Raw genomic sequence first — 13,573 nt, 5'->3', positions numbered from 1 at the left:
TGCAAATGCACGATCAATTAAAATAATTTAAAAAAACTTATAGAGGTGATTGAAATGAAAAAGTTAGCGATGCTACTATTAACTTTCATGCTTGCTATCATGGCTGTAGCATGTAGCAATAATGCTTCTACTGATAAAAAGACAGAAGCTAGTGAAAGTAAAGCGAAAGAAATTACAATCAAGCATAAGTTAGGGGAAACAAAAGTTAAAACAAATCCGAAAAAAGTTGTAGTATTTGACTTTGGTTCATTAGACACTTTAGATAAATTAGGCGTTGATGTGGCTGGTGTACCACAGAAAAATATCCCATCGTATCTTTCAAAATATAAAGATAAAAAATATACAAATGTTGGTGGCTTAAAAGAGCCAGATTTCGAAAAAATTAACGAAATGAATCCAGATTTAATTATCATTTCTGGAAGACAAGCTGATTCATACAAAGAATTTGAAAAAATTGCTCCAACAATTTATGTAGAGTTAAATACAAAAGATTACATGAAATCATTTAAAGAAAACGTTGAAACATTAGCAAAAATCTTCGGTAAAGAAGAACAAGCGAAAAAAGAAATTGCAGCAGTTGAAAAAGACGTAGCAGCATTAAATGAAAAAGCTAAGAAGAGCGATAAAAAAGGGTTAGTTATTTTAGCGAATGATGGTCAAGTAAGTGCATATGGGCCACAATCTCGCTTCGGTATTATCCATGATGTATTTGGGATAACTCCTGTTGACCCAAATATTAAAGCTGATACACATGGTAACAAAGTTTCATTCGAATATATTTTAGAGAAAAACCCAGGTTACTTATTTGTAGTAGATAGAGGTGCTGTTGTTGGCGGTAAATCTTCTGCAAAACAAGTAGTGGAAAACGAAATTGTTAGCAAAACAAATGCTGTGAAAGATGGCAATGTAGTTTATTTAGATCCAAACTACTGGTACCTATCTGGTGGCGGGCTTGAGTCTGTATCAGAAATGGTAAAAGAAGTATCTAAAGCTTTAAAATAATAAAATGAAAAACAGCGATAGGAGCGCATCCTATCGCTGTTTTTCTATACATACTGATTCGGTATAAAGCAATATAAAGACGAATGCTCTCTTTTCACTTCACCTTTCATATAAGAAAGGAAAGAACTTGTTATTTTACTAGAATAAGAGTAGACTTTGAAGTAGATGAATAAGAAAGCACATGGGAGTTTGCGGATGCAGACTGAGAGTACGGCTAATCTGTCGTTGACCATTAGAACCTGTTGGATAATGCCAGCGTAGGGAGAGTGTAAAAAAACACATGTTCAGGCACTTTGCATACGCGAAGTGTCTTTTTGTGTATCTCCCATTACGGAAACGAGGAGGAGATGAAACAATGCATATAACAGAAATTGCTAAAGTGGTGGAACAAGTAAGAAAAACGAATCCACTTGTGCATAATATTACAAATGTAGTTGTAACGAACTTTACAGCAAATGGCTTGCTAGCGTTAGGGGCATCACCAGTCATGGCATATGCAAAAGAAGAAGTAGCAGAGATGGCTAGCATTGCAGGAGCACTCGTTTTAAATATGGGTACGCTCCGGCCAGATGAAGTTGAAGCAATGCTCATTGCTGGAAAAGCAGCGAATCAACAGCATGTCCCAGTATTATTTGATCCAGTTGGGGCAGGAGCAACTTTGTATCGAACAGAAGTGGCAAGACATATACCAAATGAAATAAAGTTAGCGATGATCCGCGGAAATGCAGCGGAAATTGCGAATGTTATTCATGAAAAATGGGAAATCAAAGGTGTGGATGCTGGAACTGGAAATGGTGATTCTGTAGCAATTGCAACAAAAGCAGCGAACAAACTAGGTACAGTCGCGGTAATTACAGGAAAAGAAGATATTGTCACAGATGGTAAGCGAACCGTTATAATTCGTAACGGTCATCCAATTTTAACAAAGGTGACAGGAACAGGTTGTTTATTAACTTCAGTAATGGGAGCATTTGTGGCAGTTGAACAAGATTATGTAAAAGCAGCGGTTGCTGCATTAACGTTTTATGGAGTAGCAGCGGAGATTGCTGCGAGTAAAACAGTAGATCAGGGACCAGGCAGTTTCCAAGTAGAATTCTTAAATCAATTAGCAAATGTTACCGTAAGCGATATTGAACAATATGGAAAAGCAGAAGAAGTTCGTTAGGGAGATGAGAGAGATGGCACGCATTGAAACAGAAAAGATGTCTCAGTTATTACAAGTATATTTTATTATGGGGAGCAATAACTGTCACAAGGGTCCATTACAAGTAATGAAAGAAGCACTAGATGGTGGCATTACCCTTTTTCAATTTCGGGAAAAAGGAGAAGGAGCTCTAACTGGAGAGAAAAGAGTCCAATTTGCCAAACAGTTACAAGCGCTATGTAGGGAGTATCGAGTTCCTTTTATTGTGAATGATGATGTGGATTTAGCGCTTAAGCTGGATGCAGACGGTGTTCATGTTGGACAAGATGATGAAGGAATTGAAGTTGTCCGTGAAAAAATGGGCGATAAAATTGTTGGAGTGTCTGCTCATACAATAGAAGAAGCGCATTTTGCCATTGCAAATGGTGCGGATTATTTAGGAATAGGCCCTATTTTTCCAACAAACACAAAAAAAGATACAAAAGCAGTTCAAGGATTAAATGGATTACGTTATTTTCGGGAAAAAGGTATTAATATACCGATAGTTGGAATCGGTGGAATTACAATCGAAAATGCTTCTTCAGTAATAGAAGCAGGAGCAGATGGTGTTTCGGTTATTTCAGCCATTAGTTTGGCGAGTTCAGCCTTTGACAGTGCGAAAGCATTCGTGCATCAAGTGAAGAAGTAAAGATGGGGATTGAACGGTTGTGTTCTCATCTTACATGAGAAAACGATGGAGTTAATGGAAGTATTTAAAACATATAATGTGGAGTGCAAATGTATTGTAAGAGAAGGATTAGGGAACTTTTTTCCAGATGATTTTCCAAAGTTATTAGCAGAGGCAAGTCAATATATATTGGAGCCTAGTATAGAGTAGAAGAGTTTAGTTGGAGGATTGTATAAAACAAAGGTACTAGTTTAAACAAACGTTTGATTAAATGGAAAAAAAGCGCATGACTTATAGAATAAGTCATGCGCTTTTTTGTTAAAACATAATCGAAATAAGTAACATTCCGATACCGATAGAAGCAAAGGTTGCAATGAGACCAGGAATCATAAAACTATGATTTAGTACATATTTACCAATACGTGTTGTGCCTGTACGGTCAAAGTTAATTGCAGCAACGATTGTTCCATAATTTGGAATGAAGAAGTAACCATTTACTGCAGGGAACATTGCAATAAGAAGTGCTGGTGAAATACCAAGCGATAAGCCAAGTGGCATAAGAGCACGTACAGTAGCTGCTTGGCTATACAATAAGATAGATAGAACAAATAGTGCAATAGCGAATAACCATGGTGCACTTGTTACTAAATGTTGAATAGATCCTTGAATGAAAGTTAAGTTACCATTAAAGAACGTGTCGCCCATCCAAGCGATACCAAAAATAGCAACAACAGCTGTAGCACCAGCCTTAAAAACGTTACCAGATACAATGCTTTCTACATTTGGTTTACATAAAATAATAATAAGAGCGGCAATTGTTAACATAACCATTTCAATTGCATTTGGCATCGATAGGTGAACGAATTTTCCATCGATTATCCAGCCTGGTCGCAGTGCTTCAAATGAACCAAGGAGAACAACGAAAACAGTTGCGAATAAGAAGAGGATAACAGATAATTTCGCTCCTTTTGTACCGACGAACTCTTTCTTTTCTTCTAATTTTGGAATCATACCTTCTTTTAATCGTTTTAAATACTCAGGGTCATCTTTTAACTCTTTTCCCATTTTACTTGCAACGAAAGCTGCTAGCATACAAGCAATAAAAGTAGATGGAATGCTTACCTTTAAAATATCAAATAAAGTAATTTTATAATCAGCTAGCATTGCTAGAAGTGCAACAGTTGCTGCTGAGATAGGACTAGCTGTAATGGCTTGTTGGGAAGCAATTACGGCGATTGACATCGGGCGTTCAGGGCGAACTCCTGATTCACGTGATACTTCTGCGATAACAGGAAGGACAGAATAGGCAACATGGCCTGTTCCGGCACATAATGTAAATAAATAAGTAACAATAGGTGCGAAAAATGTAATACGCTTTGGATTTTTTCGCAATGCTTTTTCCGCAAGATGGACAAGGTAGTCCATTCCTCCTGCTGCCTGTAGGGCACCAGCAGCTGTAATGACTGCTAAGATCATTAGCATAACGTCAATTGGAGGTGCTGTAGGTTGTAGGTGAAAGATAAATACAAGTATTGCCATACCAACTCCACCCATCACTCCTAAGCCAACTCCACCAAGGCGTGCGCCAATGAAAATACAGAGTAGTAGGGTAAGAAATTGTAACCAAAACATAATAAACTACCTCCAGAAATTTAATGGGTTGATATTTTTGAATAATTTAATTTAATTGAAAAACTAGAAAGAATCCAAGAAAACCCCTTATTTCTAAACATTTTTTATTATATAACATATAAAAAGGAACATTCATTCTTTTCGTGAAAGTATTTTGAAAAAATGATATATCGTTATTTTTTAATAAGTAGACATTTTGATTATGATGTTGTAACCTGTGAAAGGGAATATTTAATTCTCATAAAACCCCCATATTATTCAACTCATTGGGCGAGAAAGGCAAACTCGTGGAAACATAAGGCTGCAAAACTGTAGGGCTTAAGGTCAAGAGAAGGCGAAGCTAGTCAGTTACCGAATAGATTGGATTGGTTTTGACCAATTTTTGATATTGGTCTTTTTTTATTTACGTACCTTTAAATGAGAAATAATATCAATTTAGGGGCTAAAACATTATATTATTTAACTATACAAAAAATAAGGAGGAAGTGCTTTTATGAGGAAATATTGGCATAAGTTATCGTTTTTACAGAAAAATGTATTGCTGACTGTCTTGGTCATTTTTACGCTTGTTGGAAGTATGGCGGTATTAAGTCTTAACATGTTCCAAGATAGCATGATGAATTTATTTGAAAAACAGTCAATTGAAACAGGAGATATTGTATTAAATGAACTGGATCAGAATTTGATTAGAGAGGTTGCAGAAGATCCTACAACTCAAAGAGTGAAGAAAGAAAGAATTACAGAGCAGCTCGATAAAGTAGCAAAAGATTTGAAAAGTGTTGGGCAAGTATATATTACAGGTGCAAAAACAAATGAAAAAGATGCGCCACAAATTGTCGGATTGAATACGGAATTAGCTAAATCTGTAACTGTGAAACCAGGTGATTATTTCGATATGCCTGCTCATTGGATGAATGCATACCATAAGGTAATGGATAGAAAGAAAGCACAAATGACAGAAGTATATGAAGATCAGCTTGGTTCATGGGTAACAATATTAGAGCCAATTATGGATAAAGAAAAAAATATTATTGCAGTTGTAGCAGCGGATGTAGATGCATCGATTGTTCCGAGTACAAAACAACAATTTATCATACAAGGTTTAATCTTTATGAGTATATCATTAGTGCTTGCTATTGGAATTCAATTCTTTATTGTTCGTAGTTCTTTAGCACCATTACAAGAGTTGCGTGAAGGATTACGGAAAGTAGGAGATGGCGATTTAAATATTCAATTAAGGGAACGATCAGATGACATTGGAATTATTAATGCTTATTTCAACACGACAATACAAAAATTTAAAGCGATTATTGATAAAGTAAAGCAGACAGCAGAACAAGTTTCTTCTTCTTCACAAGAGTTATCTGCAAGTACAGAAGAAAACAATATGGCAGTTCAGGAGATTGCAAGTTCTATAGAAGGATTAAATGAAGGAGCACAGTCTCAAGAGGCTTCCGTACAAAAATGTTTGCATATTGTAAATGAGATGGGCAGTAGTCTTGAGGGAATTACGGGTGCTGCGAAGCATGTTACAAGTGCATCTGAAAGCATGGAGCAACATTCTTTAGAAGGAAATGAAGTTATCTCTCAAATTGTGAAACAAATGAATTTAATTCAAAGTGCGGTTCAAGATTTATCTTCTATTATCTATTCGTTGGAAAATCGTTCTAAACAAATTAGCGATATTGTAACAGTAATTACAGGCATCTCAAACCAGACAAACTTACTTGCTCTAAATGCCTCTATTGAAGCGTCGCGAGCTGGAGAAGCTGGTAGAGGATTTGCAGTGGTAGCAGATGAAGTGCGTAAATTAGCGGAGCAGACAGAGGCATCAGCTAAAGATATTGCCAAATTGATTGGAGAAACACAAGCAGAAACAGAAGAAGCTGTAGTTTCGATGCAAAAAGGTTCAAAAGAAGTTGAATCAGGAATTGAGCTTGTTCATAGTAGCGGTGAGTTCTTTAACAAAATTTTAAAATCAGCGCAGTCTGTTACAAGTCAAGTGAAAGCAGTTTCAGGTACTTCAAGTGATGTTTTACAAAAAAGTCAAGGAATCGTGCAGGTTGTGAATCATTTATCTCAGATTGCTAAGACATATGCAGAAAGTAGTAATCACGTAGAAGAAAGTATGAAGGAGCAAGAGATGACTGTTCAAGAAATTGCTGAGCTAGCAACATCTTTAAGTTGGCTTGCTCAAGAGTTACAAGAATTGATTGGTGAATTTAAAAGCGAATAGAGCATAAACAAGGTGTAGATGGTAAGGGAAGTGAATGACATGGAAGCAGTATTAACAAATTCTTATAATGAAACAATCAAAGAGTCTCTAGAAAGAATAAACGGAAAAAGTAGAATTCCTATGGATTTCCGAAATCTAGAGGGAGAAGTAGATACAAAAACAATATTGTTTCCAATAACAATTAATATGGTTGATCTGTTAGGAGCAAGTATAATGTGGTTACATCATATTGCTAATGAGAAACATATAATTGTTTTGTATCATGAAAGGGAAAAACTATTTCCTATTGTGATTGAAATCTCTCCTTTCCTTTCTTATAAAAAGTTAAAAGAACAGATCGTTGAGCAAATAGGTCAAATTCAAGCGATGGATGAGACAGACATACAAGAATTACAAAAGCATGATAATCTATTTGGAATGGCACCTATTATTGTTGGTCAAACATACTATCATTCACAGGAGAATGATATATTACAGTTTGTCCTTAATGAAGAGAAGCAAGGTGTAGAAGTGATATTTAATGGTTTGATTTGGAAGGAAAAGACGATTGCTCGCTATATGAGGCAAATAGAGGGAGTATTCATACATGCCTTACAGAATAGAGATGAACACGTTGGGAATTTCCGAATTATTACAGATGAAGAGATAGCACTCTATAATGAGATAAATAACACGAAAGCAACATATCCAGAAAAAAGCATTGTTGAGATGTTTTATAAAACGGTTAAGCAATTTCCGAATCGTATTGCATTATCTTCTAAAGAAGGTGCTTTAACGTATCAAGAATTGAATCAAAGAAGTAATCAAATAGCTCACATGTTAATACAAAATGGTGTGCAACCAGGAGATTATGTGGGGATTTTTATGAAACGCAGTATCGACACAGTGATAAGTATATTAGCTGTGTTGAAGGCTAATGCGGCATATGTTCCAATTGATCCAGATTATCCGGAGAGTAGAATTGAGTACATTATTCAAGATAGTAAAGCGAAAGTTATTTTAACAAAAGAAACAGAGATTACATCTAAAGGTATTCAAGCAATCTCAATCTATGATAGTGAGAATTATTTGGTTAATGATGTGAAGCTTCCTATCAATTGTGATGATATAGCATATATGATTTATACATCAGGATCGACAGGGAATCCGAAAGGAACAATGTTAGCTCATCGAGGTGTTGTCAATCTATGTACTTGGATGCAACGACAGTATAAATTAACAGAAGAGGATGTATTTGCACAGTTTCCTTCATTTAGCTTTGATGCTTCTGTATGGGAATTATTTGCTGCTTTATTTTGCGGAGGCACCTTATATGTATTATTAGAAGAAGAACGCTTATCGGTAGAAGCATTTGCAAATGCAATCCATAGAGTAAAAGCAACTTCTATTTTAGCGTTAGCAACAGTTTTTGTAAGACAAGTAGCAACCTATTTAGAAGATGAAGAGATATATAAGCTGAGTTCATTGAAACGGATTGCAATTGGAGGAGAGATGTTACCGATCGAGGTGATTAAATTATGGAGAGAAAGAATTGGAACAAATATTGAAATTCATAATGTATATGGACCGACAGAGTGTACAGTCGTAACAACAACTTACCCGATTCCGAGTCAGTTGGATGAGAACATTGTAAGTGTTCCAATTGGTAAGCCGTGTGCAAATTATCAAATTATGATATTGGATGAGAATATGAGGCTTTGTCCAATTGGTGTACCTGGCGAACTGCATATAGAATCAGTAGGACTAGCAAAAGGATATTTTAATAAACCGGAAAAAACAGTAGAAGCATTTGTTCCAAACCCATTCAACCCTATTGTTAATATATATAAAACTGGAGATATCGTTAGACTCTTAGAAGACGGGAATATTGAATTTTTACATAGAAAAGATGATCAAGTGAAAATTAGAGGACACCGTATTGAGTTAGGAGAAATTCAAAATCAAATTTCTCAAAATTATAATGTAAAAGAAAATATTGTGTTTGCTAAGAAAAGTAAAGAAGGAAGTCAATATTTGATTGCTTTTTATACAACTTTAACAAAAAAAGAGATGCCAGAACTCATTTACAAATTACAAGAGCAGTTACCAGATTATATGATTCCGTCTAAGTTAATTTATATTGATGAACTACCGCTTACACCAAATAAGAAAATAGATGTTAAGAAACTAGGGCAACTAGAAGAAGAGTATGAGCCGACTCGCCTACAAGAATATGTTGCACCATCTACTGAAGCAGAGAAGATTATCGCACAGGCTTGGACAGAAGTATTAGGAGTTTCCAAAATTGGTGTACATGATGATTTCTTTACCATTGGTGGGCATTCATTAAAAGTATTACGTATTTTAACATTGTTAAAAGAAGATTTTCCGCATTTAACAATTCAAGACTTCTTTAAGGAAAAGACAGTGTATAAGTTAGCGCGAATACAAAGGGAGTTAACCCTAGAAGAAAATGTATTTCATGAATATAAATGGATACATGAACCAGAGGCTATTCAGTATACGGAAGGAATAACTAATAACCGGATTTCCAATGTCTTTTTAACAGGAGCAACAGGTTATTTAGGATCACATATCCTATATGAATTATTGCAGCAAACCTCAGCTCATATTTATTGTTTAGTAAGACCTAAAAAAGATGTAGAGCAAAGAATTATGGAAACTTTAACAGGATATTTTCATGATATTCCAAATGAAGCTCTGGCACGTATAACAGCTATTCCTGGTGACCTTGGTGAAGAATACTTTGGACTTAGTAAGGAAGAGTTTATAGCGATACGTTCTAAAGTTGATACAGTCGTTCACTGCGGGGCAGACGTAAGACATTTTGGGGATGTAAAGCAATTTGAAAATGTAAATATTCAAGGGACAAAGCGCATGCTTGCATTAGCCGATGAAGGAGCAGCATTCCATTTTATTTCTACGATTAGTATTCCAATCGATTTAGCAGTAGAACAATGGGATATGTATAAAAAACGCGGTGATTTTGAGTATCATGTAGAGTTAGAGAATGTGTATTCCAATAGTAAACTACAGGCAGAAAATCTTGTTCGTGAAGCAATGAGTCGTGGCATGAGAGGGAATATTTATCGCGCTGGTAATTTAACATGCCATTCCGAAACGGGAGTATTTCAACAAAATATTGAAGGAAATGCATTTTATCGCCTCATTAAAACGATGTTATTAATTGGACAAGCACCAAACGTGAAGTGGAAAGTGGACTTTGCTCCAATTGATTTTGCAAGTAAATCAATTGTGACGTATATGCAAGATCCTCAAATTATAGGTGAAACATTGCATATTTGTCATCCAGATCCGATTGATTTTGTACATTTTGTGCAGTTAATGATAGAATGCGGGCATCATTTAGAAATTGTTCCTCTTTCGCAATATGTAGATTCAGGGTTACAGTTAGCGAAAGAGGATGAGGAGATAGCAGAATTGATTGCTTCACAAGTAGCTGGCGATGGAGCGCAGCAGTCTGAATTTGTAATAGGTACAAAAAGAACAAATGAATGGATAAAGAAAAAGAAAATTGCAGTGCCAATAATTGACCAACAGTTTATTCAGAAGCTATTAGCACATGGAGAACAAGTGGGGTATTTTCCAAACGTAGAAAAATAACAGACAAGATGTACCATGCTTTTGTTTGTTCAATAAAATAAATCATGCTACAATGAAAACGAATTAAGGACCGGGGAGCCAAGTGGCTGAGAGGATGTAAAGGAACATCGACCCTCAACCTGATCTGGATAATGCCAGCGTAGGGAGTTGCTTAAGGGAATGTAGCATATGTTATTTTATAATAACTTGCATACAAGGCTTTCCTACGTCATAGTGGGAAAGCCTTTTCTTGTTTTTAACATATTATTTTGCAAAGGGGATTTTAGCATGTCACAACAAGTTACAATTTCATTTTCAGTGGTACCACAAGCAAAAACAAAAGATTTATATGCGGTCGTGGATAAGGCAATTGCAGTTGTCCAACAATCAGGTGTTCGTTATGAAGTAGGTGCGATGGAAACAACGATGGAAGGAGATTTAAATGAACTTCTTGATATTATAAAACGTGCACAACAAGCTTGTGTAGATGCTGGAGCAGAAGAAGTGATTACCTCTATTAAAATCCACTATCGTCCAAGCACAGGTGTAACAATTGATGAAAAAGTATGGAAGTATCGTGATGAATATGAAAAAACAGAAGCGATCTAATTTCGCAATTACAACAGTTTGGCTGATTCTTCTCATTGCGATATGGGAAGGATCTGTTTCATTATTTCACATTGAACCATGGATATTGCCAAAACCTTCTACGATTATACAAGAATTAATTGGCATGAAAGGGCTATTACTTCCAAATATAACAAAGACGTTGCAAGAAGTGATAAGCGGTTTGTTTTTTGCAATTCTACTTGGAACAAGTATTGCTATTATGATGGATGTTATCCCGATTTTTCGCCTTCTTATGAATCCGTTACTTGTTATTTCACAAACTATTCCAATTGTTGTGCTTGCACCTCTATTTATCATTTGGTTTGGATATGGAATGCTACCAAAGGTGATGGTTGTTATTCTTGTTTGTTTCTTCCCAATTGCCCTTAGTATTTTAGAAGGATTTCAAACGGTAGATAAAAATATGCTCAAATTATTACAAACAATGCGTGCATCAAAATGGCAAATGTATCAAAAAGTAAAATTTCCTGCTGTGCTTCCATATTTTTTCTCAGGGTTAAAAATTGCTGTTACATATAGTGTGATGGGGGCAATTATTGGGGAATGGCTTGGTGCAAGTGAAGGATTAGGGGTTATGTTAACCCGTGCAACAAAGTCGTTTTTAACTGCTCGTGTATTTGGTATAGCGGCTATGATTGTAATCGTCACGTTATTTTTATATTTTATCGTAGAGTGTATGGCCAGAATAACAGCACCATGGATATATAGAAAGGAAGACAGAAAATGAAAAAGAGCTTAAAAGTCATGTTAGCAACACTGTTTGCAGTAAGTGTTGTCGGCTGTAATACAGCGAAGAAAGAAGAGAGCAGTGACAAAGAGAAAAAAGTAAAAGTTGTTTTAGATTGGTTTCCGAATACAAACCATACTGGTTTATATGTGGCAAAAACAAAAGATTATTATAAGAAACAAGGTTTAGATGTAGAAGTTATTCAGCCTGGTGATAATGTATCAGCAGAGCAAATGATTGCTTCTGGAAAAGCTGATTTTGGTGTGAGCTATCAAGAAAATGTTACATCGGCACGTGTGGAAGGGATTCCAGTTGTATCAATTGGAGCAATTATTCAACATAACACATCGGCATTTGCTTCTTTAAAAAAAGATAATATTACTTCACCAAAAGATTTTGAAGGAAAGCGTTATGGAGGATGGGGAGCACCAGCAGAGGAAGCAACTTTAAAAACCATTATGGATAAACATCAAGCCGACTTTAGTAAAGTAGAAAAAATTGTGCTTGGACAAACAGATTTCTTCAAATCAATTGGTCGTGATGCTGATTTTGAATGGATTTATTATGGCTGGGATGGAATTGAAGCGAAACGTCAAGGAAAAGAATTAAATACAATAATGGTAAAAGATTTAGATCCAGCACTAGACTTTTATAGCCCTGTTCTTATCACAAGTGAAAAGAACATAAAGCGAAATAAAGATGTTGTGAAAAAGTTTATGAGTGCAACAGCAGAAGGATATCATTTTGCAATTCAGGAGCCAAAACAAGCAGCTGATATTTTAATCAAGAATGTTCCAGATATTAATAAAGAGTTAGTGCAAGAAAGTCAAAAGTGGTTAAGTACAAAATATCAAGATGATGCAAAAGCGTGGGGAGTACAGAAGGAAGAAGTTTGGACAAATTACATGAATTTCTTATACGATAATAAGGTAATCAAAAAGAAAATTGATGTAAAAGATGCCTTTACAAATGAATTCCTTCCAAGTGAAACATGAGTGGATTACGAATAAAAGATGTTGTGAAAGCATTCGGTGGTAAAAATGTATTAGAGAATATTCATGCTTCTATACAAGAAGGTGAATTTGTATCCTTTGTAGGCCCGAGCGGTTGTGGGAAAAGTACATTGCTTAATATGATTGCCAGTGTGGAAGATACAACTAGCGGTGAGATTACGTATCATGATGAGCTTGTACAAACACAAGATTGTGTAAGTTATATGCCGCAGCAAGATTTATTGCTTCCGTGGCGTTCAGCTTTACAAAATATTGTGTTGCCATTAGAAATTGAGGGAAAGAAGTCTAAGAAAGAACGTTTAGCAGAGGGGATGGAAGCATTAAAACAATTTGGATTGTTTGAATATGCAGATCATTATCCCGACTCATTATCTGGAGGAATGAGGCAGCGGATTAGCTTTCTTCGTACGTATTTATGTGAGAAACCTATTATGTTACTTGATGAACCGTTCGGAAAATTAGATGCCTTTACAAAAATGGAAGTGCATCGCTGGCTGTTAGATTCTTGGCATCAAGAGAAACAAACAATTGTAATGGTAACGCACGACTTAGACGAAGCGATACTATTATCTGACCGTGTATTCATCTTATCGCAAAGACCAGCAACTATTGTAGGGGAAGTACACGTTCATTTACCCCGTCCGCGAACAATGGATATGTTAACATCTGTGGAATTAAAAGAAGATAAAACAGAAATTTTAAAGACATTAGCTCCGTATATGAAGAAATAAAGAAAGCCTCTGAATGTGAGATGTTCAGAGGCTTGTTATTTTTTAGAGAAATAGAAGTTCAGCAAAAGAAAAACATTCACATTTATAGTGAATGCCTTTTCCCTGTGATTAACATGATTTTGGAGAACTCTTACATGAGAATTATATGAAGAAGCACGCTTATGGTGCACATATAAGCGTGCTTTTTC

Annotated in this window: 11 protein-coding genes and 3 riboswitches; of the genes, 10 read left to right on the top strand and 1 reads right to left on the bottom strand. The window is 35.7% G+C overall.

Annotation, left to right across the window (positions count from 1 at the left end; genetic code table 11):
- The first annotated feature begins 54 nt into the window (after positions 1 to 54).
- The 4 genes from MR059_RS13415 (at position 55) to MR059_RS13400 (ending at position 3,023) form a co-directional block, all read left to right on the top strand.
- A complete protein-coding gene (locus tag MR059_RS13415; RefSeq protein WP_011983478.1) occupies positions 55 to 1,002 on the top strand; it encodes a siderophore ABC transporter substrate-binding protein in 948 nt (315 codons plus the stop codon).
- Between the two features lie 171 nt (positions 1,003 to 1,173).
- Positions 1,174 to 1,283, top strand: a riboswitch (TPP riboswitch).
- Positions 1,284 to 1,357: 74 nt separating this feature from the next.
- On the top strand, positions 1,358 to 2,167 hold the full coding sequence (gene thiM, locus MR059_RS13410; RefSeq protein ID WP_011983479.1) for a hydroxyethylthiazole kinase: 810 nt from the start codon (positions 1,358 to 1,360) through the stop codon (positions 2,165 to 2,167).
- 13 nt (positions 2,168 to 2,180) lie between these two features.
- On the top strand, positions 2,181 to 2,834 hold the full coding sequence (gene thiE, locus MR059_RS13405) for a thiamine phosphate synthase (RefSeq protein ID WP_011983480.1): 654 nt from the start codon (positions 2,181 to 2,183) through the stop codon (positions 2,832 to 2,834).
- 45 nt (positions 2,835 to 2,879) lie between these two features.
- Entirely contained in the window at positions 2,880 to 3,023 is a 144-nt protein-coding gene (locus tag MR059_RS13400; protein ID WP_157671232.1) for a hypothetical protein, read from the top strand.
- Positions 3,024 to 3,131: 108 nt separating this feature from the next.
- Here MR059_RS13400 and MR059_RS13395 read toward each other — a convergent pair whose 3' ends face one another.
- Positions 3,132 to 4,445, bottom strand: a complete 1,314-nt coding sequence (locus MR059_RS13395) for an anaerobic C4-dicarboxylate transporter family protein (RefSeq protein ID WP_011983482.1) — start codon at positions 4,443 to 4,445, stop codon at positions 3,132 to 3,134.
- Between the two features lie 268 nt (positions 4,446 to 4,713).
- A riboswitch (cyclic di-GMP riboswitch) is annotated at positions 4,714 to 4,801 on the top strand.
- 137 nt (positions 4,802 to 4,938) lie between these two features.
- Between MR059_RS13395 and MR059_RS13390 the strand changes: the two genes are divergently transcribed.
- The 6 genes from MR059_RS13390 (at position 4,939) to MR059_RS13365 (ending at position 13,385) form a co-directional block, all read left to right on the top strand.
- Complete coding sequence (locus MR059_RS13390) at positions 4,939 to 6,681, top strand: methyl-accepting chemotaxis protein (protein WP_011983483.1); 1,743 nt, start codon at positions 4,939 to 4,941, stop codon at positions 6,679 to 6,681.
- A 39-nt stretch (positions 6,682 to 6,720) separates the two neighbouring features.
- Entirely contained in the window at positions 6,721 to 10,305 is a 3,585-nt protein-coding gene (locus tag MR059_RS13385) for a non-ribosomal peptide synthetase family protein (RefSeq protein ID WP_011983484.1), read from the top strand.
- Positions 10,306 to 10,366: 61 nt separating this feature from the next.
- Positions 10,367 to 10,468, top strand: a riboswitch (TPP riboswitch).
- Between the two features lie 104 nt (positions 10,469 to 10,572).
- Positions 10,573 to 10,893 carry an MTH1187 family thiamine-binding protein gene (locus tag MR059_RS13380; protein ID WP_087094394.1) on the top strand — a complete coding sequence of 107 codons (321 nt, stop codon included), beginning with the start codon at positions 10,573 to 10,575 and terminating at the stop codon, positions 10,891 to 10,893.
- Entirely contained in the window at positions 10,865 to 11,641 is a 777-nt protein-coding gene (locus tag MR059_RS13375) for an ABC transporter permease (protein ID WP_242161875.1), read from the top strand. Before MR059_RS13380 ends, MR059_RS13375 begins: the two co-directional genes overlap by 29 nt.
- A complete protein-coding gene (locus MR059_RS13370; protein WP_011983487.1) occupies positions 11,638 to 12,636 on the top strand; it encodes an ABC transporter substrate-binding protein in 999 nt (332 codons plus the stop codon). The genes MR059_RS13375 and MR059_RS13370 overlap by 4 nt, the downstream gene beginning before the upstream one ends.
- On the top strand, positions 12,633 to 13,385 hold the full coding sequence (locus MR059_RS13365) for an ABC transporter ATP-binding protein (RefSeq protein ID WP_011983488.1): 753 nt from the start codon (positions 12,633 to 12,635) through the stop codon (positions 13,383 to 13,385). Before MR059_RS13370 ends, MR059_RS13365 begins: the two co-directional genes overlap by 4 nt.
- Positions 13,386 to 13,573: the final 188 nt, after the last annotated feature.

This window comes from Bacillus cereus group sp. BfR-BA-01522, assembly GCF_022662635.1.
GTDB lineage: Bacteria > Bacillota > Bacilli > Bacillales > Bacillaceae_G > Bacillus_A > Bacillus_A cytotoxicus.
This window is presented reverse-complemented; position numbering and strand designations above follow the sequence as displayed.